This is a genomic window from Rhizobium sp. CB2179, from assembly GCF_057653455.1.
On sequence record NZ_CM172781.1, the window covers coordinates 4,032,501 to 4,059,231 of the forward strand.

The following is a 26,731-nucleotide window of genomic DNA, read 5'->3' on the forward strand; positions in this document are numbered from 1 at the left end:
GCCCCCCGGCCAGAACCTGCCGCGCGTCTATGACGGCATCTATCGTGCTGCCCTTTCCTACGGCATGACCAAGGATATGACGGCGCTGATCATCAAGCTGCTCGCCAGCAATGTCGATTTCCAGGCGCAGCTGAGGCCCACCGACAGTCTCGAAGCCTTCTTCTCCGTCGCCGACAGCGCCGGTCAGGCGACCGAGGATTCCGAACTGCTCTATGTCAACGCCCGTTTCGGCGATACGCAGACGCGCTTCTACCGCTTCCAGGACCCCGAAGACGGCACGGTCGATTATTTCGACGAGAACGGCAAGAGCATCCGCCAGTTCCTGCTGCGTAACCCGGTTCCGAACGGCATCTTCAAATCGGGCTTCGGCATGCGCCGCCATCCGATCCTCGGTTTTGCCCGCATGCACACCGGCGTCGATTGGGCTGCACCGCGCGGCACGGCGATCATCGCCGCCGGCAACGGCACGGTCGAAAAAGCCGGCTGGGATTCCGGCGGTTACGGCAACCAGACGATCGTGCGCCATGCCAACGGCTATGAATCCTCCTACAATCACCAGAGCGCCATCGCCAAGGGCGTCGTCCCCGGTGCCAAGATCCGCCAGGGCCAGGTGATCGGCTGGGTCGGCACGACGGGCGAATCCACCGGCCCTCACCTGCATTACGAGCTGATCGTCAACGGCACCAAGGTCGATCCGCTGCGCATCCGCCTGCCGGGCGGCAAATCGCTGCAGGGCGAGGCGCTGGCGAAATTCGAAGACGAGCGCAAACGCATCGATACGCTGCTCAACAACCAGACGCCGGACCAGGTGGCGAGCAAGTAGCGTCCATCTACGCTGCTTCCCCTCCAACAAACGGCCCCGACCATCCAACGAAAAATGGCGGCCGAAGCCGCCATTTCTCATTCATCCGGCAAACTGGATTTACGCTGCTTCGCTCACCGTCTGCCTCGTCCTGAACTGCAGCCGGTCCGAACCGCTCGTCACCGTCACCGTCGATCCATCCGGCACCTGGCCGGACAGGATCTGCTCGGCCAGCGGATCCTGCACGAACTTCTGGATCACCCGCTTCAGCGGCCTTGCACCGTAGACCGGATCGTAACCCTTGTTCGCCAGCCAGTGCCGGGCTTCCTCGTCGAGATCGATGATGATCTTGCGCTCGGACAGCAAAGCCACCAGCCGCTTCAGCTGGATATCGACGATCGCGCCCATCTCCTCGCGCTTCAAGCGATGGAACAGAATGATCTCGTCGATGCGGTTCAGGAATTCCGGCCGGAAATGCCCGCGCACGACCTCCATCACCTGCTCGCGAACCGTGTCGCTGTCGTCGCCATCCCTCAGTTGCGTCAGATATTCGGCGCCGAGGTTCGAGGTCATGATGATCATCGTGTTGCGGAAATCGACCGTCCGGCCCTGACCGTCGGTCAGGCGTCCATCGTCCAGCACCTGCAGCAGGATATTGAAGACGTCGGGATGCGCCTTTTCGATCTCGTCGAACAGCACGACCTGATAGGGTCTGCGACGCACGGCTTCCGTCAGCGCTCCGCCTTCGTCATAACCGACATAGCCGGGAGGTGCACCGATCAGCCGGGCAACGGAGTGCTTCTCCATATATTCCGACATGTCCATGCGCACCATCGCCGTTTCGTCGTCGAAGAGGAAGCGGGCGAGCGCCTTGGTGAGCTCCGTCTTGCCGACGCCGGTCGGGCCGAGGAAGATGAACGAGCCGATCGGCCGGTTCGGATCCTGCAGGCCGGCGCGCGCGCGGCGGACGGCGCGCGACACGGCCTGAACCGCATCGCCTTGGCCGATCACCGATTTCGCCAGTTCGTCTTCCATCCGAAGCAGCTTGTCACGTTCGCCCTCCAGCATCCTGTCGACCGGAATGCCGGTCCAGCGGGAAACGATATGGGCGATATTGTCGGGGGTGACCACCTCCTGCACCATCGCGCCGCGGTCGCCATCCTGCTTCTCGGCATCGACGAGCTGCTTTTCAAGATCGGGAATGACGCCGTAGGTCAGCTCGCCGGCACGCTGGAATTCGCCTTTGCGCTGGGCGATCGCCAGTTCGTTGCGGGCATCATCGAGCTGCTTCTTGAGATCGGCGGCAAGGCCGAGTTTCTGCTTTTCCGCCTGCCAGCGGGCCGTCAGCGCATCGGCCTGTTCCTCGAGATCGGTCACTTCGGTTTCAAGCCGCTTCAGACGGTCGGCAGACGCGACGTCCGTTTCCTTTTTCAGCGCTTCGCGCTCGATCTTCAGCTGCATGATACGGCGGTCGAGTTCGTCGAGCTCTTCCGGCTTGGAATCCACCTGCATGCGCAACCGCGCTGCCGCCTCGTCCATCAGGTCGATCGCCTTGTCCGGCAGGAAACGATCGGTGATATAGCGGTTGGAAAGCGTCGCCGCAGCCACCAGCGCCGCATCGGCGATGCGCACCTTGTGATGCTGCTCGTATTTTTCCTTCAAGCCGCGCAGGATCGAGATCGTGTCTTCGACCGTCGGTTCATCGACGACGACGGGCTGGAAGCGGCGGGCAAGGGCCGGATCCTTCTCGACATGTTTGCGGTATTCGTCGAGCGTGGTCGCGCCGACGCAATGCAGCTCACCGCGGGCAAGAGCCGGCTTCAGGAGGTTGGAGGCATCCATCGCCCCATCCGCCTTGCCTGCGCCGACCAGCGTGTGCATCTCGTCGATGAACAGGATGATCTCGCCGTTTTCCGCCTGGACTTCATTGAGCACGGCCTTCAGCCGCTCCTCGAATTCGCCGCGGTATTTCGCACCGGCAATCAGCGCGCCCATGTCGAGCGCCATCAGCTTCTTGTCCTTGAGCGATTCCGGCACGTCACCGTTGACGATGCGCAGCGCCAGGCCCTCGACGATCGCCGTCTTGCCGACGCCGGGTTCGCCGATCAGCACTGGATTGTTCTTGGTACGGCGCGAAAGCACCTGGATGGTGCGGCGGATTTCGTCGTCGCGGCCGATCACCGGGTCGAGCTTGCCCTCGCGGGCTTCGGCGGTGAGATCGCGTGCGAACTTCTTCAGCGAGTCAAAACCCTGCTCGGCATTGGAGGAATCCGCCGTCCGGCCCTTGCGGATGTCGTTGATGACCTGGTTGAGGCCCTGGGCCGTCACGCCTGCGTTCTTCAGCGTCGAAAAGGTCGAGGCCGAGGATTCGATCGCCAGCGCCTGCAGCAGGCGCTCGACGGTTACGAAGCTGTCGCCGGCCTTCTTCGCCGCTTCTTCGGCGGTCGAAAGGACCTTAGCGAGCGGTTGTGCCAGATAGATGTTGCCGTTGCCGCCGGAGATCTTCGGCAACTTGGCGAGAGCCGCGTCATTGGCCAGGCGGGCGGCCTTGGCATCGCCGCCGGCGCGCTCGATCAGCGACGCCGCCATGCCCTGATCGTCGTCGAGCAGGACTTTCAGCACATGTTCGGGCGTGAATTGCTGGTGACCCTGCGCCAGCGCATAGGTCTGGGCGGACTGGATGAAACCGCGCACCCGCTCCGAATATTTCTCGATATTCATATTCTGCCTCCATGGATCGCCCTGCCCTGACGAGGCGCAGACCGATGATTGAGATCGACCCCCTGAAAAGGCAGGTCGCGCTTTGCCCGGCTGGGATTCGGGCGAAGCAGTTCGAAGAGAATATGGTAGCCTGTTCAGCGAGTTTAAAGAGCCCATAAAATGAAAATCCCCGGCACAAGGCCGGGGATTTTCAAGCTAATTCGAGTAGATGGCATGAACGTCACGCTCTCCCTGAAGGGGAAGCGAAATCCTCATTCCGATGTGACGTCAGCCAGCACTGGCGCCTCGGCAGAGGCACCTTCGCCTTCAGCGGCTGCTTCTTCGCCCTCGGCACCCCGACGCGGGCGACGGGGGCGGCTGCCGGTGCTGCGGCGGCGGGGCTGGCGTTCGCGCGGCTGGCCGCCGGCACCTTCCTCGTCCATGGCGACTTCGGCCGGAATGCCTTCGATCTCCGGCTGCGGGCCGGTTCCATCGATGACCTCGGACTGGGGTGCCGGCGCAGGCGCCTGAGCGGCTACCGGCTTCGGCTGTGCCTGCGGCTGGTGCTGTCTGCTCTGCTGCGGCTGGTGCGGCCTGCTCTGCGGCGGCTGGACGATAACGACATCGTCGCCGTCATTGTCATTCTCATTGTCATTGTTGTCCATGTCGTCGCCGTCGCGGTCCGCACCGTCGCGATCATTGTACTCGCCGCGATCGTCGCGCTGGAAGCGTTCCTGCATCTGCGCCTGGGCGCTGGCGATGATACGATTATAATGTTCGGCGTGCTGGAGATAATTCTCGGCAATCACGCGGTCGCCGGAGCTTTGGGCGTCGCGGGCGAGCTGTGCGTATTTTTCGGCGATATGCTGCGCAGTACCGCGAATCTTCACATCGGGGCCGGAGCTGTCATAGGTCCGGGTCAGCGGATTGCCGCCCTTGCGGTTGAAATTGTTGTTATTGTTATTTCCACCGCCGCCGCCACCGCCGCCGTTGTTATTGTTGCCACGCCCTCGACCGCGCTTGTTCTGCTGTCCTGGCCTCATAGATCGTTCACCTGAATTCTCTGTTTGTGATGGATACATGGCACCAACCGCCATGACCGGAAAACCGGGTCAGGACCTTTGTGCCGCGAGCATACTGCGCCTTTGCGCCGACCTGCCGCTTGGTTCTCAAGTCAGTTTGACTGATTCACGCATTGGGTCGTGTTCAACCGTTGAAACTCTCGTTTAAAAGAGCGGGCCCCCGAGGCAAACCAAGTACCGAACGAATCTCGTTCATTCCTATCTGCCCAACACGTGACCGCAACCTATATTGCTTCACCGGGAAATCCAAGCCTTTTCTTCGCAATAACAATAATGTCCTGTTCAATGCCGCATTATCGTCTCTCACGCGAGCGCGAACACGAGCACCCTGTCGTTCTGACCATAATCTTTTACGGATTTGAGGCACCTGAAGCCCTTCGCTTCAAAGATCGCCGTCACGTCGTTTCGCTGATCGTAGCCGATCTCCAGTCCGACGACCCCATCGGGCCTGATGAACCTTGCCGCATCCTTGGCTATGGCTTTGTAAGCGTCAAGCCCATCCGGGCCGCCATCCAGAGCCGCAGCCGGATCAAATTTGGTCACTTCGGGAGCGAGATCGTGAATGACATTGGAAGCAATATAGGGCGGATTTGAGACAATCGCGTGAAAGGATCCCTGGATGTTCTCGAACCAACTCGACTGTACGACCTGAAAACGATCCTGCAATCCGTTTCTTTCTGCATTCGATCTTGCCGTCAGAAGTGCATCCGCCGATATGTCGCTGCCGACACCTGACGCATCAGGACAGTCGCTCAAAAGCGCAAGGCATATCGCCCCCGTCCCGGTTCCCATGTCAAGGATATGGAGACGGCTTTGCACCTTTGCAAGGTCCTTGAGATAGACGAGAACCGTATCGACCAGGATTTCCGTATCCGGCCGCGGTTCCAGCGTTTCCGCCGAGAGCCGAAGTGGCAGGCCATAGAATTCCCGCTCGCCGAGAATGCGATGCACCGGCTCATGACCGAGGCGCCGCTCCAGCGCCCTGAAAATCGCTTCGGCTTGCTCAGCAGAAAGCCTCTCGGCCGATCGCGTCAACAGCTCGGTCGGCGACAGTTTCAGAAGGCCCGCGACCAGCAGCCGCGCATCGGTCGCCGGGTCGACGATACCTGCTTCGGTGAAGCGGCGGCGCGCATCGGCAAGCATATCGGCGACCGTCGAGCTCATTGTTGCTCGCCGAGCTGCGCCAGCTGGCTGGCCTGGTAATCGGCCATCAGCGCGTCGACGACCTCCTCGATCTCGCCTTCCATCATCCGGTCGAGCTTATAGAGCGTCAGATTGATGCGATGGTCCGTTACCCGCCCCTGCGGGAAATTATAGGTGCGGATACGTTCCGAGCGATCGCCGGAGCCGACCTGGCTCTTGCGATCGGCAGAGCGCTCGCTATCGGCCCTCTGCCGCTCGGCATCGTAAAGCCTGGAGCGCAGCACCTGCATCGCCTTGGCGCGATTTTGGTGTTGCGATTTTTCCGAACTGGTGACGACGATGCCGCTCGGAAGATGGGTGATGCGCACTGCCGAGTCCGTCGTATTGACGTGCTGGCCGCCAGCACCCGAAGAGCGCATCGTGTCGATGCGGATGTCTTCGGCCCGGATCTCGATGTCGATCTCCTCGGCCTCCGGCAGCACCGCAACCGTTGCGGCCGACGTATGGATACGCCCACCCGCCTCGGTTTCCGGCACGCGTTGCACACGATGCACGCCGGATTCGAATTTCAGCTTGGCAAAGACACCCCTGCCGGTGATCGTCGCGATGATTTCCTTGTAGCCGCCGGCTTCGCCCTCGCTCGCCGAGAGCACCTCCACCTTCCAGCCCTTTTCCGCTGCAAAACGCTCGTACATGCGAAAGAGATCGCCGGCAAAAAGGGCCGCTTCCGAGCCGCCCGTGCCGGCGCGGATTTCGAGGATCGCGCTCTTTTCGTCGGCTGCGTCCTTCGGCAGAAGCAGGATCTGCATCTCCTGCTCAAGCACCTCGATCTGCTCTTTCACCTCGGGCAGCTCCAGCTCGGCGAGTTCGCGCATCTCGCGGTCGACCGACCTGTCCTCGAGCAGCGTTTCGAGATCGGCAAGCTCGGCGACCGCCTTCTCATAGACGCGGATCTTCGTCACGACAGGCTGCAGCTCGGAATATTCGGATGCGAGCTTCACATAGACATCGGCAGCCGGGCCAGCCGACATGCGCGCCTCGATCTCGCCGAAACGACGTTCCAGCTCGCGCATCTTTTCAACGGGAAGCTTCGCCACCCTTCACTCCGATTCTTCTTAATCTCTGTCTAAAGGGGAATATTGTGGCTCTCGGCGAAGCGGGCAAGCACCTCGCGCATCGGCATCAAGGCGTGGTGATCGTCCAGCACCTCGTCCATCGCCTTCGTCAGTGCCCCGACATCCAGCCCGAGCAGCATCGCCTTCACCGGCCCGATCGAGGCCGGCGACATCGAAATCGAGCGGAAGCCGATGCCGAGCAGCGCCATCGCCGAGATCGGTTTGCTGGCGAGTTCGCCGCAGAGCGTCACCGGTGTTTTGTTCCGGTCCGCCCCGCGTACGATATCGCGCAGGATGCGTAAGAACGGCTTGCCGAGCGGATCGAAGCGGTCCGAAACCCGCGCATTGCCGCGATCGACCGCCATCGAGAACTGGAAGAGGTCGTTCGAACCTACCGAGACGAAATCGACCGCCTCCATCAGTTCATCGAGCTGCCAGAGCAATGCAGGCACCTCCAGCATCGCGCCGAATTGCAGCTTGCGCGGCAGCCCGTGGCCGAAGCGCGACAGATGCTGCACTTCCTTCTGCAAGAGCTCGCGCACCATCTTCAGCTCGGAAACCTCGGTCACCATCGGCACCATCAGCTTCAGCTCGGTGTCGGCCGATGCCTTCAGCAGAGCACGCAACTGGGTGCGCAACAGACCCGGCCGGTCGAGCGACAACCGGATGGCGCGCCAGCCGAGGGCGGGATTTTCTTCCTCATGGCCACGGAAATAGGGCACGACCTTGTCGCCGCCGATATCGAGCGTACGGAAGGTGACAGTGCGGCCCGCCGCCTGCTTTATCACATTGCGGTAGAACTGCTCCTGCTCCTCCGCCTTCGGCATGGTGGAGGCGATCATGAACTGCAGCTCGGTGCGGAAAAGGCCGATGCCCTCGGCGCCCGATTCCGAAAGCTGCGGCAGGTCGACCAGCAGGCCGGCATTCATCATCAGCGCGATCCGTTGCCCATCCTTGGTCACCGGCTCGACGGCGCGCAGCGCCCGGAACTGCTCCTGCCGCCTGGCACGGAAGCGAACCTTCTCCTCGTAGGAACGCCGGTGATCGGCCATCGGCCGCAGATGCACATGTCCCTCGTCGGCATCGATGATCACGGCATCGCCATTCTCGGCGAGCGCCACCACGCCCGCCGCCTGACCTATGACCGGAATGCCCATGGCGCGCGCGACGATCACCACATGGCTTGTTACCGCCCCTTCTTCCAGCACCAGCCCGCGGACATTGGCACGCGGATAATCTAGCAGTTCGGCTGCTCCCATGGCGCGCGCCAGGATGATCGCATCGCTGGGGAAACCTTCGCCGGACGTCCGGCCGGTATAACCGGTCAACTGTCTGAGCAAACGGTTCGCCAGATCCTCGAAATCATGCATGCGTTCGCGCAGATAAGGGTCGGTCAACCGCATCATCCGCGCCTTGGTGTCGCTCTGCACCTTCTCGACTGCTGCTTCCGCCGTCAGGCCGTTGCGGATCGCCTCCTCGAGCTTGCGCACCCAGCCCTGGTCATGCGCAAACATGCGATAGGTTTCGAGCACCTCGCGGTGTTCGCCCTCCATCGACACGTCGCGACGCGACAGCATGTCGTCGATCGAGATCCGCAGCGAGCCCATGGCTTCGGCCAGCCGCCGGATTTCCTTCTCGGCATCCTCGTTCAGCAGGTTGGTGACGACGATGCGCGGCTCGTGCAGCACGACGTAACCGAGGCCGATGCCGTCATTATAAGTGTCGCCGTCGACGGTGACCGAACGCGTCAGGTCGAGTTCGAGGCCTGGCTTGGTGATCTTCTTGAGCTCGCCGGTGGCGATCATCTCTGCAAGCACCATCGCCGTCGTCTCGAGCGCTTCCAGCTCTTCCTCGCGATAATTGCGGCTCGCCTTGTTCTGCACAACGAGAACACCGAGCGAGCGCCCGGTCCTGAGGATCGGCACGCCGAGGAAGGAATGGTAGATCTCTTCGCCCGTTTCCGGCAGGTAGCGGAAGGCAGGGTGCGACTGCGCGTCGGAAAGGTTGAGCGGCTGGGCCGAGGCCGCGATCGTGCCGACCAGGCCCTGCCCCATCTTCAGTTGCGCGAGATGCACGGCCTCGCGGTTGAGGCCTTCGGTCGCGTAGAGTTCGAGGACGCCGTCGGCGCGCAGCACATAGACGGAGCAAACCTCCGCCACCATGTTGCCGGCGATCTGGCGGACGATCCGGTCAAGACGATCCTGCGGCTCCAGCGGCTCCGCCATCAACTCGCGCAGCCGCCTGAGCAGCACGCGCGGACCGCCGGAAAGGTCTCTCATGGCGTCTCAAGCTCCCGAAACAACGCACTCAGTCCCGGCGGGCCGGCCCTCGTCTCCTCAACCTGAAGGGGCAGGCCGCCCGCTGGGAATCAATTCTTATCCAGACCGTAGCAGGAATGCAAAGTCCTGACAGCGAGTTCTGCATAGGGACCGTCGATCAGGATGGAAATCTTGATCTCGGAGGTGGTGATCGCCTTGATGTTGATGCCTTTTTCGGCAAGTGCACGAAATGCGCTAGCGGCGACGCCCGCGTGGCTGCGCATGCCGATGCCGATGACCGATACTTTCACCAGCCCCGATTCGTTCTGCACGACATCGTAGCCGATCTTCTCCTTATGGTCGCCGAGCACCTTGATCGCCTTCTCGACATCGCCTGACGGCACGGTGAAGGTCATGTCGGTCTTCGACCCGTCCTCGGAAATATTCTGGACGATCATGTCGACATTGATATGGGATTCGGCGAGCGGCCCGAAGATCGCCGCGGAAACGCCCGGCCGGTCGGCAAGACGGCGAAGCGAGATCTGAGCCTCATCCTTGGCATAGGCGATGCCGGTGACTACTTCCTGTTCCACGATTTCATCCTCGTCACAAATCAGCGTTCCGGGCGGGTTCAGCAGATCGCCCATGCCCGGAGCATCGGGATCTTCGAATGATGAGCGCACGAAGGTGCGCACCTTGTGCACCATGGCAAGCTCGACCGAGCGCACCTGCAATACCTTGGCGCCGAGCGAGGCCATTTCCAGCATTTCCTCGAAGGCGATCTTCTTCAGCCTGCGCGCCTTCGGCACGATGCGCGGGTCGGTCGTGTAGACGCCGTCGACATCGGTATAGATATCGCAACGGTCCGCCTTGACAGCTGCCGCGATTGCGACGGCCGAAGTGTCCGACCCGCCGCGCCCGAGCGTCGCGATACGGTTGTCGGGTCCCAGCCCCTGGAAGCCGGAGATCACGGCGACCTGCCCCTCGCCCATCCGTTTGACGATGTCGGTGCCGTCGATCTCCATGATCCGTGCCGCGCCATGCGCGTTGTCGGTGCGGATCGGGATCTGCCATCCCTGCCAGGAACGCGCATTGATATCCATCGCCTGCAATGCGATCGCCAGCAGACCGGAGGTCACTTGCTCACCCGATGCGACCACCGCATCATATTCCCGCGCATCGTAGAACGGGGAATTGGCGCCGATGACCTTCGGTGTGCCCTGGACCCAGCCGACCAGTTCATTGGTCTTGCCGGACATGGCCGACACCACCACCGCCACCTCGTGCCCGGCATCGACTTCGCGTTTTACGTGGCGGGCAACGTTCTTGATGCGGTCCAGGTCAGCGACGGACGTGCCGCCGAATTTCATTACGATGCGTGCCATATGCCTCTACCACGACTGGCGCCGGGAAGCGGAAAACCGGACCCGGCATCACGAAAGCTCTGGGGCAGATCGTTTGGGCCAGAGAGCCGGATTCCCAACTTCTGGAACCGCTCTAAAAGCCCAGGCCCCAAAGGCCCCAAGTTGCGGCGTCTCTTAGCGAGTTTGGCGGGGGGAGGCAAGCGCGTCCGATAAAAGCTATTGGCGAGCGGCTCCGTGCTCGTCAGTCCCCTGATCTGCGCCTCTTGACTTATGCTCTCGATCGTCCGACTTCACATGTCACGAATGAAGGAGCGGACGATGACGGAAGGCGCCAGAAGCACGATCGACCAGGGCGAAGTGGACCGCTTCTCGGCGATGGCGGCGGAATGGTGGAGCCCGACCGGCAAGTTCAAGCCGCTGCACAAATTCAATCCCGTCCGGCTCTCCTATATCCGCGACAAAGCCTGCGAGAATTTCAACCGTGATCCAAAAAGCGCGCGCCCGCTCGAGGGCCTGCGCGTGCTCGATATCGGCTGCGGCGGCGGCCTGTTGTCCGAACCTGTCGCCCGCATGGGCGCTTCCGTCGTCGGCGCCGATCCGTCCGAGAAGAATATCGGCATCGCCTCCAGCCATGCGAAGGCCTCCGGCGTTTCGGTCGACTATCGCGCCGTCACCGCCGAGGAACTCACTGCGGCTGGCGAGACCTTCGATATCGTCTTGAACATGGAGGTGGTGGAGCACGTCGCCGATGTCGAATTCTTCATGACCACCTGCGCGAAAATGGTCCGCCCCGGTGGCCTGATCTTCGTTGCCACCATCAACCGCACGATGAAGGCGGCAGCGCTTGCCATCTTCGCCGCCGAGAACATTCTGCGCTGGCTGCCACGCGGCACGCATCAGTACGAAAAACTGGTACGTCCGGAAGAACTGGAAAAGCCACTGGTGGCAAGCGGCCTTGAGATCACCGACCGCACCGGCGTCTTCTTCAATCCGCTGTCGAACCAGTGGAACCTATCTAAGGATATGGACGTGAATTATATGCTGCTGGCAAAGCGGCCGGCATAGTTCCCGCCGTCAATAAGCCGGCTACACTATCGGCGGCGCGAGATGCAGATAGGCGGCCAGACGCGCCGACTGCATGTCAGTTCACGTCCTCCGGCAAAGCCGGAATGGCCGCGATCTCGATGCCTTCTTCCAAGAGCGCCTGCGCCTCGTCGACCGTCGCCTGGCCGATGATACCACGGGCATCCGCCTCGCCGTAATGGATCTTGCGCGCTTCCTCGGGGAATTGCGTGCCGACGTCCTCGGAATTCGCCTTGACCGCCGCAACGGCCTCCTTGAGTTTTTGCAGGGCCTCGCGGCGCATGGCATCCATCGCCAGCGTCTGCCTCTCGTCCTTCCCGCGCGCGGTCGACACCGAAGGCGCCATCAACAGCTTGGAAATGGCGGCGGAATGACAGACCGGGCAGGTCAGGAAACCGGTTTCGACCTGACGATCGAAATCGGCGCTTTCCGAAAACCAGCCTTCGAATTCATGGGCATTGTCACAGGTGAGGGAATAGCGGATCAAGCGGCGACGCCTCCGGCGATTGCCCCCGCAATCTTCTCGACCGAGAATTCCCGACCATTCCTCAGGTTCGGGATCTTGTCATGTGCGGCCTTGACCGCGGCGGGATCAATCTCGGCGACGATAACCGCCTCGCCGGTGGCGCCGGCCGACGCCAAAACCGTGCCCCAGGGATCGATGATCATCGAATGGCCGAAGGTCTCGCGCCCGTCCTCATGCCGGCCGGCCTGCGCGGCGGCGATGACGAAGACCCCGTTCTCGATCGCGCGTGCCCTGAGCAGGATCTCCCAATGCGCCTCGCCGGTCTGCTTGGTGAAGGCGGCAGGAACTGTCATCACCTCGGCGCCGGCCACCGCCTGGGCGCGGAAGAGCGCGGGAAACCGCACGTCGTAACAGATCGCAAAGCCCATTTCGGCAAAAGGCAGCGACAGGACGCGGGCCTCCGAGCCGGCCGTATAGGCCGCACTTTCACGCCAGCTCTCGCCATTGTCGAGGTCGACGTCGAACATGTGGATCTTGTCGTAGCGATTGAGAACCCTGCCGTCGGGACCGAACAGGAAACCGCGATTGGCGATCTTGCCATCGGCAAGGGCAATCGCCGTCGAACCGACATGCATGTGGATGCCGAGTTCTATGGCGAGCTCTGAGCCGGTCTTGACGATGATATCATGCGCTTCGTCGGCAAGCACGGCGCGTGCCGCTGTACGGTCGCGCTGCAGCATGCCGGTCATCTCGGGAGTCTGCACATAGGTCGCGCCCTGGCCAGCGGCCTCGCGCACCAGCCGCGCCATGGCGGCGGCGTTCTTCACCGGATCGACCCCGGAGCACATCTGGACAGCGGCGGCCTTGAAGCTCATCGGTTCTTCCTCAAGCCGCCAGCAACGGGTCGAGCTTGCCGGCCCGATCGAGCGCAAAGAGATCGTCGCAACCGCCGACATGATCGGCGCCGATGAAGATCTGCGGAAAAGTGGTACGCCCGTTCGACTTGCCGATCATCTCCTGGCGAAGATCCGGCGAAAAGGTCGCGTCGTGCTCGACATATTCGACACCCTTTTCTTCGAGAAGGGACTTGGCGCGGGTGCAATAGCCGCAGAACTGCCGTGTATAGATGGTGACGCGTACCATAATCTCTCCAGACCGATGCCGGGTATTTCTGTCATATAGGCTCGGAGAGAGCCCTTGCAAAGGTCAAAACCGTTATGTCGGTCGCACCCGCCTTGCGCAGTGTCCGGCTTGCCGCGGCGACCGTCGCCCCCGTTGTATAGACGTCGTCGATAAGGACGATGCGCTTGCCGAAAATGTCGTTTTCGCAACCCTTGGCGATCGCAAAAGCGCCCCTGACATTGTCTTCGCGCGCCTTGGCGCCAAGGCCGACCTGCTGGCTGGTGCGCTTGACGCGCATAAGCGTGGCGGCAAGCAGCGGCTTGCCCGAGAGCCTTGCCATATGGCGGGCAAGCTCTGCTGCCTGGTTGAACTTGCGCGTCAGCATACGGCTACGGTGCAGCGGCACCGGGATCAGCGCGTCGCAGCTCTCGACCGTCCCGTCGGAAGCGCGCAGCATCCAGGCGGCCATCATCGGCGCCAGATCGGTGCGATCGCGATATTTGAGCCCATGAACGAGATCGCGGACGGCACGGTCGTGGGTCGCCGCCGACCGCAGCCGGTCGAAGGGCGGCGGGTTGGCGATCGCCTCAGCACTGAGGATGCCGGCGCCGAGATCATGCGAGAAGGGAATGCCGAGCACCTCGCAATAGGGCCGTTCGATGAAGCGGATACCGGACCAGCATTTCGCGCAGAGCCCGCGATGGCCGCCGGTCGAAATGCCGCAGACCGAGCAGGCGGGTGGATAAAAGAAATCAGCAAGCGCCGAAAACGGCCGCAAGAGATGCGTCCGCAGGAACTCTGACGGTTTTTCGATGTTGATCAGGCCCATGCCGCAGAGACTAGCGTGTTCTTCGCGAAAGGAAAATCGTCTTGCCGCACAGGCGGCACGAGACTAAGGACATCGCCATGGAAACGATCTTCGACAGAGCCCTGATCGCCGCACATCGCCGCCGCGCGCTTGTAAACAACGACCCGAAAGCCGCCTTCCTGCTCGACATCGCCGCTGAGGAAATGGCCGAGAGGCTTTCCGTGGTCGAGCGGACTTTCGAGACCGCCGTCGAACTGCATGGCGCGACCGGTGCTGCCGCCCGGGCCGCACTGGCGACGGGCAAGATCGGCACGATGATCCGCGTCGAAAGCGACAAGGCCTATGCCGGGCCAGGCGAAAACTTGATCGAGGCGCCGCTCGAGGACGTGCCGCTCGAACCGCAATCGGTCAATCTCATCCTTGCGCCGCTCAGCCTGCATCTGACCAACGATACGCCGGGCGTCTTCATCCAGATCCGCCGCGCCCTGAAGCCGGATGGCCTGTTTCTGGCGGCGATCCCCGGCGCCGGCACGTTGCAGGAACTGCGCGAGGTGCTGCTGGCCGCCGAGGTCGAGATGACGGGTGGCGCAAGCCCGCGTGTCATTCCCTTCGCTGATGTGCGCGATGTCGGCAATCTCATGCAACGCGCCGGCTTCACGCTGCCGGTGATCGACGCGGAGAACTACACGGTACGTTATGATTCGCTCTTTCCGCTGATGCGGGATCTGAGAGCGATGGGCATGAGCAATCCGCTTGCAGCCCGCGGCCGCATGCCGCTGACGCGCGCTTTCTTCCTGCGCGCAGCGGAGATCTACGCCGAACGCTATGCCGATCCCGACGGACGCATCCGCGCCACCTTCTCGATCATCTATGTCTCGGGATGGGCTGCGCACGAGAGCCAGCAAAAGCCGCTGAAGCCCGGTTCAGCCAAGGCGCGCCTCGCCGATGCGCTGAAGGTGGACGAGCACAAGCTCAGGCAGTAATGGCCGGTTGCTTCTTCAATTGACGGTCAGATTATTGTTGATCACGTTGAAGACGTCCTGCAGGCTGCCGCTGAAGATTCCCAGAGCGGAGACGAGTGCGCCACCAATGAGGGCGGCGACGAGGCCGTATTCGATCGCCGTCGCACCTCTGTTATCTGCAACAAATGCTTTCAAAAGACGCATGACCCCACCCGCTGCGCGAAACCGACAACAAACGACCAATTCCACGACCATCGGGACGATGGCCGGCATTTTTCAGCAACCGGCGCCGACGCCGTAGCCCTGGACGACGCAGACCGAGCCGGGCGTATCCTGGAGGACGCTGCGGCGGATCGTATAACGCTTGCCGCTTTCGCTCTTCGGGATCGATCCTGTCGTGATCGTATCGAAATCCGCCGGAGCACTGGCAAAGACGCTTTTCTTCGAGGAATCCGCAAGCATTGGCGTCAGGATGAGCGTCAACGCGACCACTGCCGTGCCGAACAGAAGGGCGATATTCAGCGCACCCGTCCTGCGCGAGGCAGACGAGGCCCGTTCCTTTTCCCGGACAGCTTTCCAGAAATCATCGTCCATGACGTCAAGCCTTTTAATACACGCACGCCAGATGCTTGATTGAGGCCGATCTTTGGCAGAAGGTGTTAAACGATCCATTAATATCCACAGCCGAAAATGGCGTGGCACAATAATAATCAGACAATGCTAAAGTAAATCCTGCAACATCGGGATGAGCGGCTCGTCGGCCGGCGGCATCGGATAATCGCGCAACGCCTGCGGGCGCACCCATTTCAGCGCCTGACCCTCGCGGCCCTGGGGAATGCCCTCATAGCGCCGGCAGATATAAAGCGGCATCAAAAGGTGGAAGGTCTCGTAGGAGTGGCTGGCGAAGGTCAGCGGCGCCAGGCAGGCGATCTTGGTGTTGATGCCGAGTTCTTCCTCGAGCTCGCGCACCAGCGTTTCCTCCGGCGTCTCACCCGGCTCGACCTTGCCGCCGGGAAACTCCCAGAGCCCGGCGAGCGACTTTCCCTCGGGGCGCTGTGCCAACAGGATACGCCCGTCGGCATCGATCAGCGCACAGGCGGCGACCAGCAATATCTTCCGGCCCGCCTCGCTCATCGCGGCTCCTTTTGCCAATAGCAATAATGATAGGCGTCGCGAAAACCGAGGCGCTCGTAGAGTGCGATGGCCGGGCGGTTGGACAGCTTCACCTGCAGCCAGGCCGAACGGGCGCTGCGCATGCGCGCCCAGCGTAGCGCCGAGGTCAGGATTTCGATGCCGAGCCCCTCGCGCCGCCGCGCCTCGGAGACCGAAAGCGACATGATGCCGGCGAGGTCGTTGTCCTGGACGCAGAGCACGGTCGCAAGCGGGCCGTCCGCCGCGTTCTCGATCATGAACAGGCCGGATGGCGGCTTGATCGCCGAAATGATCTCGGCAAGCGCCGGCTTCAGCCTCGGTGGCGCCTGGTCGACGGCGAGGTTGGCGTCGACGAAACGGCCGACATCATGGGTCGGCAGGTGATCGAGCGTATCCGGCAGCTCTGCCTCGGCAAGGTCGCAGGTCATCACCACCGTATCGTCGAAGCGCGTCCAGTTCTGCGCGCGCAGAAGTTCGATTAGCACCGGCGAGGCAAGCGGCGTCTGGCGGACCACGGCGGCGCGGCCATAGGCTTCAAACTTCCGGCTCGCCTTTTCCAGGCGGATTTCGACGTCGCGATGATCCGAAGGATCGAGCGGCACGATCGAGTTCAGCCGGTTGGACGGGTGACCGGCCGTCAGCCGTACCTGCCAGCTGCCATCATATTGCACGGATGCCGCCGGCCAGGCGCGGAAGCCGACGGCCTCCAGCCTGCGCACCAGCGGCAGATTGTGTGAGGAAATGGATGCCTGCGCCAATGAACGATCAGCTCCGATAGTCGCCATTGATGGCAACATATTCCTTGGTGAGGTCGCAGGTCCAGACCGTTGCCGTGCCGGCGCCGAGCCCGATATCGACTTTGACGGGGATATCCTGCGCCTTCATGACGTCCGAGGCGGCCGCCTCGGAATAATCGGGATCACGCTCGCCGTTGACGGCGACCCGGATATCGCCGAACCAGATGGCGAGCCGGTCGCGATCGGCCATCTCGCCGGATTTACCGACGGCCATGACGATACGGCCCCAATTGGCGTCTTCGCCGGCGGCCGCGGTCTTGACCAGTGGCGAATTGGCAATCGACAGCGCGATGCGCTTGGCGGCGGCATCGCTCTCGGCACCCGTCACGGTGATTTCGAGCATCTTGGTGGCGCCCTCGCCATCGCGCACCACCTGTAGCGACAGATCCTTCAGCACTTCGTTGAGTGCGGCCCGGAAGGCGGCAAGGCGCGGGTCGTCGGCGCGTTCGATGCGGGCCTGACCGTCCTCGGCCGCAGCACCCGTCGCAAACAGCATCAGTGTGTCCGAGGTGGAGGTGTCGCTATCGACGGTCATGGAATTGAACGTCGGGCCGACGCCGTCAGACAGAAGCGCCTGCAACGCGGCAGGCGCGATGTCGGCATCGGTGACGACGAAGGAGAGCATCGTCGCCATATCGGGCGCGATCATGCCGGCGCCCTTAGCGATACCGTTGATCGTCACAGCCACGCCGCCGATTTCGGCGCTGCGGCTCGAAACCTTCGGATAGGTGTCGGTCGTCATGATCGCCTTGGCGGCCTCGAACCAGAAATCGCCGGTCGCTTCGACCTGCATCCGATCCAGAACGCCTGCGAATTTGGTGGCATCGAGCGGCTCGCCGATGACCCCGGTCGAGGCCAGATAGACCTCATTTTCGGCGCAGCCGACCGCAGCGGCAGCCGACTTCGCCGTCAGCGCGGTCGCCTGGCGGCCCTTCAGGCCGGTGAAAGCATTGGCATTGCCTGAGTTGACGACGACGGCGCGGGCGCTGCCATGGGAAAGATTGGCCCGGCAGAAATCCACCGGCGCCGACGGGCACTTCGAGCGGGTAAAAACGCCCGCGACAGCCGCCGGCCTGTCGAAGACCATCAGCAGCACGTCGGTCCGGTTCTTGTACTTGATGCCGGCTGAAGCCGTCGCCATACGCACGCCGCGCAGCGGTGGTATCGAGACGAAGGATTTCGGAGCGAGCGGAGAGACGGAACCGGACATGATGAGACCTGCCAATGAGCATTTCCAGGCGAAATGGAAACCGGTTCGCCGTCCGGAAATGCGACAACAAACGATGCCAGAGCATGATGCCGAAAAGTGTCAGCGGTTTTCGAACGACATCATGCTCAAATTCTTTGATTTAGATCTGGATGTCAGACTTTAGACCGATCAGGCCCCAAGATCATCCGGATCTAAGGAAGGGCCCGGAAGAACCGGGCCCTGATGCGAATATTACGGCTTCGGCGCCGGGGCGACGGGCTCGCTGCCCGGCTCCGGCTGCTTGTTGGCCTGGTCGTAGCCCTTGCGCAGCGTCTCGTCCGTGATCTCGATCTTGGCGGAGGCCTTTGCCTTGTTCAGAAGCTCAAGATACTTGTCGCGCATGACGAGCTGACGAACCTGATCCTGCACCTGCTCGAAAGGCGGCGGCGGAGCGTCGCGCTTATCCTCGACCTTGATGACGTGGAAGCCGAAATCGGTCTTAACCGGTGTCTTGGAATAGGTGCCCTTCTCAAGCGCGAAGGCTGCGTCTTCGAATTCCTTGACCATGCGGCCGCGCGAGAAATAGCCGAGATCGCCGCCTTCCGACTTGTTCGGATCGGTGGACTTTTCCTTGGCGAGTTCGGCAAAATCCTTGCCGGCGTCGAGCTGCTTGATGATGTCCTTGGCTTCGTCCTCGGTCTTGACGAGGATATGACGGGCGTGGACTTCTTCCTGCTTCGGTAGGGCGGCGACTTCCTTGTCGTAGCGGGCCTTGACTTCGTCAGGCGTCACGATGTCGACGACATGCTTTTTGAAGTAGGCATTGTGCAACTCGCGGTCGGTGAGGTACTGCATGCGCTTCTTGAATTCGTCGGTTTGATCGAGCTTCTCGGCCGCAGCGTCGGCGGCGAGCAGTTTCACGTCGATGGCGGCGGAAAGGGCTGCGACCTTCTTCTGGTCATCGGGAAGCTGCGCCAGCTGGGGGTCGAGATTGGCGACGGCGAGGTCGAGTTCCGACTGGTGGATTTCCAGGGTGCCGACCTTGGCGATGACGGCGTCATCGGCATAGGCCGGGGCCTGGAGCGCAACAAAAGTTGCAAACGCCAGAACGGCAAGTTTGTTGGTGCTCAACATGAAATACCCTTCACAGTTACATTGCCGGTTTCAGCATCCCCTGAATCCAGCCCAAAATAGCCATCAACACCGGATTGTGGCCTTTCTGTATCCGCCAAATCCGTTGACATCATTCGACCCCCCTCTTATCTGTCACGCAACCTCGCGTCCAGAACAGTTTCCGGGCGTTTTAAGGCGCGCGCCTGATTTTCGGCTGGGCCGCGGACAAGAAACGCCGGGGATGAATATTGAGAAAGGGCCAGTCATATGGTCAGCTTTGGCGGTATAGCCCGCAAGTTATTTGGGTCTTCCAACGACCGCCGCGTGCGGTCCTACCAGCCGAACGTCACTGCCATCAACTCTATCGAAGAGAAGACGAAGGCCCTGACGGACGAGCAGCTCGCGGCAAAGACCGTGGAGTTTCGCGCCCTGCTCGCCGAGGGCAAGACGCTCGACGACATTCTGATCCCGGCCTTTGCCGTCGTGCGCGAAGCCTCGCGCCGCGTTCTCGGCCTGCGACCTTTTGACGTACAGCTGGTCGGCGGTATGATCCTGCATTCAAATGCGATCGCCGAGATGAAGACCGGCGAAGGCAAGACCCTCGTCGCCACCCTGCCGGTCTATCTGAACGCGCTTTCCGGCAAGGGCGTGCACGTCGTCACCGTCAACGATTACCTCGCCCAGCGCGATGCCGCCACCATGGGCCGCGTCTACGGCTTCCTCGGCATGACCACCGGCGTCATCGTCCACGGCCTTTCCGACGAGGAACGCCACGCGGCCTATGCCTGCGACATCACTTACGCCACCAACAACGAACTCGGCTTCGATTATCTGCGCGATAACATGAAGTACGAGAAGAACCAGATGGTCCAGCGCGGCCACAACTTCGCAATCGTCGACGAAGTGGACTCGATCCTCGTCGACGAGGCGCGCACGCCGCTGATCATCTCCGGTCCGCTCGACGACCGCTCCGAACTCTATAATACGATCGACGCCTACATTCCGCTGCTGGTGCCCAGCGATTACGAGATCGACGAGAAGCAGCGCTCGGCCAACTTCTCCGAAGAGGGCACCGAGAAGCTGGAAAACCTGCTCCGCCAGGCCGGCCTCTTGAAGGGCAACGCGCTCTACGACATCGAGAACGTTGCGATCGTCCACCACGTCAACAACGCACTGAAGGCCCACAAGCTGTTCCAGCGCGACAAGGACTATATCGTCCGCAACGACGAAGTCGTCATCATCGACGAGTTCACCGGCCGCATGATGCCGGGCCGCCGCTATTCGGAAGGCCAGCACCAGGCGCTCGAAGCCAAGGAAAAGGTGCAGATCCAGCCGGAAAACCAGACGCTGGCCTCGATCACCTTCCAGAACTACTTCCGCATGTACGACAAGCTCGCCGGCATGACCGGCACGGCGCAGACGGAAGCGGAAGAATTCGCCAATATCTACAATCTCGATGTCATCGAGGTCCCGACCAACCTGCCGATCAAGCGCCTCGACGAGGACGACGAGGTCTACCGGACCTTCGACGAGAAGTTCAAGGCGATCATCGAGGAGATCCTCGACGCCCACAAGCGCGGCCAGCCGGTGCTGGTCGGCACCACCTCGATCGAGAAATCGGAACTGCTCGCCGAGCGCCTGCGCAAGCAGGGCTTCGACGACTTCAAGGTGCTGAACGCCCGCTACCACGAGCAGGAAGCCTATATCGTCGCTCAGGCCGGCGTGCCCGGTGCCATCACCATCGCCACCAACATGGCCGGCCGCGGCACCGACATCCAGCTCGGCGGCAACCTCGACATGCGCATCGAGCGCGAGCTCGGCGAAGTCGAAGCCGGTCCGGAGCGTGACGCCCGGATCCAGGCGATCATCGAGGAGATCAAGGAACTCAAGCAGAAGGCGCTCGAAGCCGGCGGCCTCTACGTCATCGCGACCGAACGCCATGAAAGCCGCCGCATCGACAACCAGCTGCGCGGCCGCTCCGGCCGTCAGGGCGACCCTGGCCGCTCGAAGTTCTACCTGTCGCTTCAGGACGACCTGATGCGCATCTTCGGCTCCGATCGCATGGACAGCATGCTGACCAAGCTCGGCCTCAAGGAGGGCGAGGCGATCGTCCATCCCTGGATCAACAAGGCCCTGGAGCGCGCCCAGAAGAAGGTCGAAGCCCGCAACTTCGACATCCGCAAGAACCTCCTGAAGTATGACGACGTTCTCAACGATCAGCGCAAAGTGATCTTCGAGCAGCGCCTCGAACTGATGGAATCGACCAATATTTCCGAGACCGTTTCCGATATGCGCCGTGAGGTGATCGAGGACATGGTCGAAAAGCATATCCCCGAACGTGCCTATGCCGAACAATGGGATGCCGCCGGCCTGAAGACCGGCGCGTTGAACATTCTCAATCTCGACCTGCCGATCGAGGACTGGGTGAAGGAAGAAGGTATCGGCGAAGACGATATCCGCGAGCGCCTGACGGAAGCCACCAATGCCGCCTTCACGGAAAAGGCCGAGCGTTTCGGTGACGACATCATGCATTATGTCGAACGCTCGATCGTCATGCAGACGCTCGATCATCTCTGGCGCGAGCACATCGTCAACCTCGACCATCTGCGCTCCGTCATCGGCTTCCGTGGCTATGCTCAGCGCGATCCGCTGCAGGAATACAAGTCGGAGGCCTTCGAGCTCTTCACCGCGCTGCTCAACAACCTGCGCGAGGCCGTTACTGCCCAGCTGATGCGCGTCGAACTGGTGCAGCAGGCCCCTGCCGAACCAGAACCACCGCTGATGCAGGCCCATCACCTGGATCCGACGACCGGCGAGGACGATTTCGCCCCAGCGATCTACCAGGCGTCGGAAGTCATCGTTTCGCCTGAAAACCGCAACCCGGATGACCCGGCCACATGGGGCAAGGTCGGCCGCAACGAGACCTGCCCCTGCGGCTCCGGCAAGAAATACAAGCACTGCCACGGCGCCTTCGAGCAGGTCTGAGGCAAGCCCGCAACGATCCGCGAAAATGCCGCCTCCGGGCGGCATTTTCTTTTCTGCGGCAACGCCGGAAATTCGGAATTCTAGCATCGGACTCAAGCTTGATCCGGAACCGTTTCTTAACCCTGTTCTGGCAAGACTTCAGGGGCGATTTGCCTGACCTCAGAGTTTTGCGTGTTCATCATGGCGGTCATAGAAACAGCGGAGAAGATGCTGCCCGCCGGCCTGCGCCCGATCGGCGGCCGGACGCTGCGTTTGCTTGCGGCCGTGCTCACCGAACGCGGCGAGAGGGCGGCCGCCCAGCGCATGGCGCTGACGGCCTTTTCGATCCGCATCCTCAGCGCCGCACTCGCCTTCGTCTCGCAGATCGTGCTCGCCCGGCTGATGGGTGAATATGAATATGGCATCTTCGTTTTCGTCTGGGTGCTGGTCGTCGTCTTCGGCGATCTCTCATGCCTCGGTTTCCACACCGCAATCGTCCGCTTCCTGCCGCAATACAGGGCAGCGGGCGCTTTCGAAGAAATCCGCGGCCTGACCGGCACGGCGCGCATCTTTGCGCTGCTATCAGGTACGGCGGTGCTCGCTGCCGGCATGCTCGGGCTGCATTTCTTCGGCGATATGATCCAGGTCTATTATCTCGTCCCGATCTTCATCGGTCTGCTCGCCATGCCGATGATCGCGCTCGGCGACATTCTGGAAGGGACGTCGCGGGCAAACCATTGGCCGGTGATGGCACTGAGCCCCGTCTATATCGTCCGCCCGATCCTCATCATCCTCTTCATGCTGATTGCGATTGCCATCGGCGCCGATCACACTGCCGTCACCGCGATGCAGGCAGCGCTCGTTGCGACCTACGTCACCGCCCTCGGCCAATATGCCGCAACGCTCTACCGCCTTCGCCGGCATTATGACGACGGCCCGCGCAAGGTCGATTTCCTCGCCTGGTTCAGCGTCGCCTTTCCGATTTTCCTGATCGAGGGCGTGAGCTTCCTGCTCACCAATTCCGATGTCGTCGTCGTCGGCATCTTCCTCGAGCCGCACGATGTCGCCATCTACTTCGCCGCTGCCAAAACGATGGCGCTGGTGCATTTCATCAATTTCTCGGTCAAGGCGGCCTCCGGCCCGCGCTTTTCCTCGATCATCGCCGAAGGCAACCACGGAGAGCTGGCAGCCGCTGCCATCGACGCCGCGCGCTGGACCTTCTGGCCAGCGCTCGGGGTCGGCCTTGTCGTGCTTGCGGCCGGCCATCTGCTGCTGTCGCTCTTCGGCGGCGCTTTTACATCAGGCTATCTGGTCATGGCGATCCTGCTCGCCGGCATCCTCGCCAAATCGCTGATCGGCCCGGCCGAAACGCTGCTGATGATGGCAGGCAAACAGAACCTCTGCGTCGCGCTCTATGCCGGCGCACTGACGGCCAATGTCGGCCTCAACCTCGCTTTGATCCCGCATTACGGCATCGAAGGCACGGCGATCGCCACGGCCTCCGCCATGGCCGTCGAGGCGATCCTGTTGCATCTCGCCGTGCGCCGCACGCTTGGCATCGTCCTTTTCGCCTTCGCCAGCCCCTCCGCCGCAACGCCAGAAATGAGAGTTCGATAGATGGTGCGTATCCCCCCCGTTACCGAAAGCACCGACAGCGCTGCGAACCGCATGGTGCATGATCTCGCAGCACTGCATTTCGAAGCGCCGCAAGCCGAGGCTCGCGCCGAGATCGGCCGGCCGGGGCGCGAGCTCTGCCTCTATCCGGGTAAGCTCGGCTATGAGCTTCAGGATGAGCTCGATTTCCTTTCCAACCGGGCGATGGAACCGAACGTCTTTTTCTCCGGCCGCTTTCTCGCCCCCGCCATGCCGCGGCTCGAAGACCGGCAGGTGAACTTCGCCCTGATCCGCGACCACAGTGCCGGCCGCAGCCGCATGCGCTTCCTTTTGCCGTTTTCGGTCGACAAGCCGGGCTTCGCCGTCGGCCCGTCGATCATCCGCGGCTGGTCGAACAGTTTCGGTCCGCTCGGCACGCCGCTCGTCGACGGCGAGGATGCCGCCGAAACCCTCGACAACCTTTTCGAGGGGCTGACCGCCCGTGATCTTAATCTGCCCGGCATACTGGTTCTGCCGGATCTCAGGCTGAACGGTATCTTCGTGCGCATGGTCAAGGCCGTGGCGCTCAGCCGCAATCTTCCCGTCACCGTTACCAATCCCTACCTGCGCCCAATGCTGCAGAGCGAGGAAGAGGCGCCGGCCTATCTCAGCAAAACCATCGCCTCCTCGCATATGCGCGAGATGCGCCGCCAGTGGCGGCAGCTGGAGGAACAGGGAACGGCGGTCTATACCGTCGCCCGCCAACCGCGCGAAATCCATATCCGCTTCGAGGAATTCCTGGCGATGGAAGCCGGTGGCTGGAAGGGCAAGCGGCGAAGCGCTCTCGTCACCGATCGTTATCACACGGCCTTCGCCCGCGAGGCGGTGTCGAACCTTGCCGCCGTCGATGCCGTGCGTATTCACACGATCGATCTCAACGGCAAGGCGATTGCCGCCATCGTCGTGCTGATGATGGGCGGCGAGGCCTATACCTGGAAGACCGCCTACGACGAAAACTATGCCCGCTATTCGCCTGGCAAGCTGCTGATGAGCGAACTCACCGAATGGCATCTCGACGACGCCAATATCGTCCGCTCCGATTCCTGCGCGGTCTCGGATCATCCGATCATGAGCCGCTTCTGGCAGGAGCGCGAGGAGATGGGAACGCTGGTAATCGGCTTGACGCAGAACAGCGACCGCGACATGCGCCAGGTCACCGCCCAGCTGCACATGTACCGCAGTACCCGCAATATGGCGAAGATGCTGCGCGAAAAGATCATGTCGCTTGCCGGCCGGGGCTAAGCATTCCAGCAAAATGCGTAGCGGTTCTATCCCTCGCCAGCGGCCCTTTCGCGTAGCAGCCGTCGGATCACCTTCCCGGTGGTGGTCAGCGGCAATGCATCGATGAATTCCACTTCGCGCGGATATTCGTGCATCGAAAGCCGCGTCTTCACCCATTCCCTGATGTCGGTGGCCAGCGTCTCGCTTGGCTGATGGCCTGGTGAAAGCACGATATAGGCCTTGACGATCTCGGTGCGCACGGCATCGGGTTTGCCGACGGCGGCGGCAAGCTGCACGGCGGGATGACCGATCAGGCAGTCCTCGATCTCGGCCGGGCCGATGCGATATCCCGACGAGGTGATGACGTCGTCGTCGCGGCCTTCGAAGGTCACATATCCCTCGGCGTCCTGCCGGCCGATATCGCCGGTGAGCAGCCAGCCTTTGACGAATTTTCGTTCCGTCGCTGCCGTATCGTCCCAGTAGCCGAGGAACATGACAGGATCGGGACTGGCGATGGCAATCTGGCCCGGTTCGCCGACGGGCAACTCGTCGCCCGTCTCGCTGACGATCGCGACGCGGTGCCCGGGCACTGCCCGTCCGATGGCGCCCGCTTTGGTGACACCATAGGCAGCGCTCGACGCAAGCACGAAATTGCACTCCGTCTGGCCGTAGAATTCGTTGACGGTGATGCCGAGCACATGCCGCGCCCATTCATAGGTCTCGCGGCCGAGCGCCTCCCCGGCCGAGCCGATGGTGCGCAGCGCCAGATCATATTTCGAGCGCGGATCGGCAACGGATCTCATCAGCCTTAGCGCCGTCGGCGGAATGAAGGCATTGCGCACCTTCATCTCGGCCATGATGCGATAGGCCATGTCGGCATCGAATTTCTGCGCCGGCGAAGAGACGACAGGAATCCCGAGCAGAAGGCTCGGCAGCAGCGCGTTGAGCAGCCCGCCGGCCCAGGCCCAGTCGGACGGCGTCCAGACCTTATCACCCGGCCGCGGAAACCCCTCATGGGCGAACTGCATGCCCGGAATATGGCCGGGCAGGACGCGGTGGCCGTGCAACGCGCCCTTGGGCGGCCCCGTCGTTCCCGAAGTGAAGATCATCAGCGCCGGATCGTCCGGACCGGTTTTGGCGATGTCGAAGACAGGGGGATAGCCATCCACCAGTTCGGCGAAAGCAGTCGCATCGCCACTCGCCCCGTCGATGCTGACGATATGCTTCAGCGCCGGCAGGCGTCCACGGATCTGCCGGATGCGTTCGAGACCGAAACCATTGGTGACGACGGCCACAGCACCTGCCGCCTTCAGCCGGTATTCCAGCGCCTCGACGCCGAAAAGCAGCGCCAGTGGCAGCGCGATCGCGCCGGTCTTGTAGATCGCCACATGCGCGATCACCGTTTCGAAGGATTGCGGCAAGAGCAGCGCGACGCGATCGCCGCGTTTGATATCAAGTGAAACGAGCGCATTTGCAAAGGCCGAGGAACGGTCGGCGAGCGCGCGATAGGTCATCGCGCGATGATTGCCGTCGGGGCTGAAATGCTCGAGGCAGACGCGCTCGGGTTCTCTCGCGGCCCAGTCGTCGCTGACGGCGCGGCCGATATTGAAATCCTCCGTGATCTGCCAGGAGAAATTGCAATAGAGATCGTCATAGCGATCGTGGGACGGCAGCTGCATGGTCGGATTCCGGTAAAAATGCTGCATCAGCTAACATCTTGCGGCGGGAATGTGCAAG

24 protein-coding genes (1 of these 24 running past the window's edge) are annotated in these 26,731 nt (G+C 62.0%); 7 read left to right on the plus strand and 17 right to left on the minus strand.

The annotated features are described in order from the left end of the window. Positions 1–823, plus strand: the final stretch of a protein-coding gene (locus AC244Q_RS19880) for a M23 family metallopeptidase (RefSeq protein WP_017995288.1). 1,118 nt of this gene lie to the left of the window's left edge; the window shows 823 of its 1,941 coding nt (coding positions 1,119–1,941); its start codon lies beyond the left edge, outside the window; its stop codon occupies positions 821–823. Positions 824–922: 99 nt separating this feature from the next. On the opposite strand, the gene clpB is transcribed toward AC244Q_RS19880, so the two are convergent. From clpB to AC244Q_RS19910, 6 genes are all read right to left on the minus strand, one after another. Continuing rightward, positions 923–3,523: an ATP-dependent chaperone ClpB gene (clpB, locus tag AC244Q_RS19885; RefSeq protein WP_012759128.1), complete on the minus strand. Its 2,601-nt coding sequence runs from the start codon at positions 3,521–3,523 to the stop codon at positions 923–925. A gap of 251 nt (positions 3,524–3,774) precedes the next feature. Beyond that, complete coding sequence (locus AC244Q_RS19890) at positions 3,775–4,545, minus strand: DUF4167 domain-containing protein (RefSeq protein WP_017995289.1); 771 nt, start codon at positions 4,543–4,545, stop codon at positions 3,775–3,777. 342 nt (positions 4,546–4,887) lie between these two features. Then, complete coding sequence (gene prmC, locus AC244Q_RS19895) at positions 4,888–5,748, minus strand: peptide chain release factor N(5)-glutamine methyltransferase (protein ID WP_012759130.1); 861 nt, start codon at positions 5,746–5,748, stop codon at positions 4,888–4,890. Next, positions 5,745–6,824 (minus strand): peptide chain release factor 1, encoded by a 1,080-nt coding sequence (prfA, locus tag AC244Q_RS19900; RefSeq protein WP_012759131.1) that lies wholly within the window; start codon positions 6,822–6,824, stop codon positions 5,745–5,747. The genes prmC and prfA overlap by 4 nt, the downstream gene beginning before the upstream one ends. A gap of 29 nt (positions 6,825–6,853) precedes the next feature. Next, positions 6,854–9,121, minus strand: coding sequence for a phosphoenolpyruvate--protein phosphotransferase (gene ptsP / locus AC244Q_RS19905; protein ID WP_012759132.1), 2,268 nt, complete (start codon positions 9,119–9,121; stop codon positions 6,854–6,856). A gap of 89 nt (positions 9,122–9,210) precedes the next feature. Further along, a complete protein-coding gene (locus AC244Q_RS19910; protein WP_128406138.1) occupies positions 9,211–10,485 on the minus strand; it encodes an aspartate kinase in 1,275 nt (424 codons plus the stop codon). 297 nt (positions 10,486–10,782) lie between these two features. Here AC244Q_RS19910 and ubiG point away from each other — a divergent pair, with 297 nt between their 5' ends. Beyond that, positions 10,783–11,529, plus strand: coding sequence for a bifunctional 2-polyprenyl-6-hydroxyphenol methylase/3-demethylubiquinol 3-O-methyltransferase UbiG (gene ubiG / locus AC244Q_RS19915; RefSeq protein ID WP_128406139.1), 747 nt, complete (start codon positions 10,783–10,785; stop codon positions 11,527–11,529). Between the two features lie 76 nt (positions 11,530–11,605). On the opposite strand, the gene AC244Q_RS19920 is transcribed toward ubiG, so the two are convergent. The 4 genes from AC244Q_RS19920 to AC244Q_RS19935 are packed head-to-tail and all read right to left on the minus strand — an operon-like array spanning position 11,606 to position 13,964. Next, positions 11,606–12,034 (minus strand): DUF1178 family protein, encoded by a 429-nt coding sequence (locus AC244Q_RS19920; protein WP_033182101.1) that lies wholly within the window; start codon positions 12,032–12,034, stop codon positions 11,606–11,608. Next, complete coding sequence (locus AC244Q_RS19925) at positions 12,031–12,888, minus strand: carbon-nitrogen hydrolase family protein (RefSeq protein ID WP_128406140.1); 858 nt, start codon at positions 12,886–12,888, stop codon at positions 12,031–12,033. Before AC244Q_RS19925 ends, AC244Q_RS19920 begins: the two co-directional genes overlap by 4 nt. Positions 12,889–12,898: 10 nt before the next feature. Beyond that, positions 12,899–13,156 carry a glutaredoxin 3 gene (gene grxC / locus AC244Q_RS19930; RefSeq protein ID WP_012759137.1) on the minus strand — a complete coding sequence of 86 codons (258 nt, stop codon included), beginning with the start codon at positions 13,154–13,156 and terminating at the stop codon, positions 12,899–12,901. A gap of 31 nt (positions 13,157–13,187) precedes the next feature. Continuing rightward, a complete protein-coding gene (locus AC244Q_RS19935) occupies positions 13,188–13,964 on the minus strand; it encodes a ComF family protein (RefSeq protein ID WP_128406141.1) in 777 nt (258 codons plus the stop codon). Positions 13,965–14,041: 77 nt separating this feature from the next. On the opposite strand from AC244Q_RS19935, the gene AC244Q_RS19940 reads away from it, so the two are divergent. After that, complete coding sequence (locus AC244Q_RS19940; protein ID WP_012759139.1) at positions 14,042–14,926, plus strand: methyltransferase domain-containing protein; 885 nt, start codon at positions 14,042–14,044, stop codon at positions 14,924–14,926. A gap of 15 nt (positions 14,927–14,941) precedes the next feature. On the opposite strand, the gene AC244Q_RS19945 is transcribed toward AC244Q_RS19940, so the two are convergent. The 5 genes from AC244Q_RS19945 to argJ form a co-directional block, all read right to left on the minus strand. Further along, positions 14,942–15,109, minus strand: a complete 168-nt coding sequence (locus AC244Q_RS19945) for a Flp family type IVb pilin (protein ID WP_012759140.1) — start codon at positions 15,107–15,109, stop codon at positions 14,942–14,944. Between the two features lie 72 nt (positions 15,110–15,181). After that, positions 15,182–15,499: a hypothetical protein gene (locus AC244Q_RS19950; protein ID WP_003543245.1), complete on the minus strand. Its 318-nt coding sequence runs from the start codon at positions 15,497–15,499 to the stop codon at positions 15,182–15,184. 126 nt (positions 15,500–15,625) lie between these two features. Continuing rightward, complete coding sequence (gene mutT, locus AC244Q_RS19955) at positions 15,626–16,039, minus strand: 8-oxo-dGTP diphosphatase MutT (RefSeq protein ID WP_012759141.1); 414 nt, start codon at positions 16,037–16,039, stop codon at positions 15,626–15,628. After that, positions 16,036–16,842 (minus strand): GNAT family N-acetyltransferase, encoded by an 807-nt coding sequence (locus tag AC244Q_RS19960; protein WP_012759142.1) that lies wholly within the window; start codon positions 16,840–16,842, stop codon positions 16,036–16,038. The genes mutT and AC244Q_RS19960 overlap by 4 nt, the downstream gene beginning before the upstream one ends. Further along, positions 16,823–18,064: a bifunctional glutamate N-acetyltransferase/amino-acid acetyltransferase ArgJ gene (argJ, locus tag AC244Q_RS19965; protein WP_128406142.1), complete on the minus strand. Its 1,242-nt coding sequence runs from the start codon at positions 18,062–18,064 to the stop codon at positions 16,823–16,825. The genes AC244Q_RS19960 and argJ overlap by 20 nt, the downstream gene beginning before the upstream one ends. Here argJ and AC244Q_RS19970 point away from each other — a divergent pair. Next, entirely contained in the window at positions 18,063–18,227 is a 165-nt protein-coding gene (locus AC244Q_RS19970) for a hypothetical protein (protein WP_017995300.1), read from the plus strand. The genes argJ and AC244Q_RS19970 overlap by 2 nt on opposite strands. A gap of 68 nt (positions 18,228–18,295) precedes the next feature. Here the strand turns inward: AC244Q_RS19970 and AC244Q_RS19975 are convergent, their stop codons facing one another. After that, positions 18,296–19,177 carry a peptidylprolyl isomerase gene (locus AC244Q_RS19975; RefSeq protein WP_128406143.1) on the minus strand — a complete coding sequence of 294 codons (882 nt, stop codon included), beginning with the start codon at positions 19,175–19,177 and terminating at the stop codon, positions 18,296–18,298. A gap of 246 nt (positions 19,178–19,423) precedes the next feature. Here AC244Q_RS19975 and secA point away from each other — a divergent pair, with 246 nt between their 5' ends. The 3 genes from secA to AC244Q_RS19990 all read left to right on the plus strand — a co-directional run bounded on the left by secA (position 19,424) and on the right by AC244Q_RS19990 (position 25,015). Next, positions 19,424–22,141, plus strand: coding sequence for a preprotein translocase subunit SecA (gene secA / locus AC244Q_RS19980; protein WP_012759145.1), 2,718 nt, complete (start codon positions 19,424–19,426; stop codon positions 22,139–22,141). A gap of 180 nt (positions 22,142–22,321) precedes the next feature. After that, positions 22,322–23,737 (plus strand): lipopolysaccharide biosynthesis protein, encoded by a 1,416-nt coding sequence (locus tag AC244Q_RS19985; RefSeq protein ID WP_113547930.1) that lies wholly within the window; start codon positions 22,322–22,324, stop codon positions 23,735–23,737. Continuing rightward, on the plus strand, positions 23,738–25,015 hold the full coding sequence (locus AC244Q_RS19990) for a GNAT family N-acetyltransferase (RefSeq protein ID WP_113547923.1): 1,278 nt from the start codon (positions 23,738–23,740) through the stop codon (positions 25,013–25,015). It begins immediately after the preceding gene. Positions 25,016–25,041: 26 nt separating this feature from the next. Here the strand turns inward: AC244Q_RS19990 and AC244Q_RS19995 are convergent, their stop codons facing one another. Next, positions 25,042–26,673: an AMP-binding protein gene (locus AC244Q_RS19995; RefSeq protein ID WP_113547929.1), complete on the minus strand. Its 1,632-nt coding sequence runs from the start codon at positions 26,671–26,673 to the stop codon at positions 25,042–25,044. Positions 26,674–26,731 lie beyond the last annotated feature (58 nt).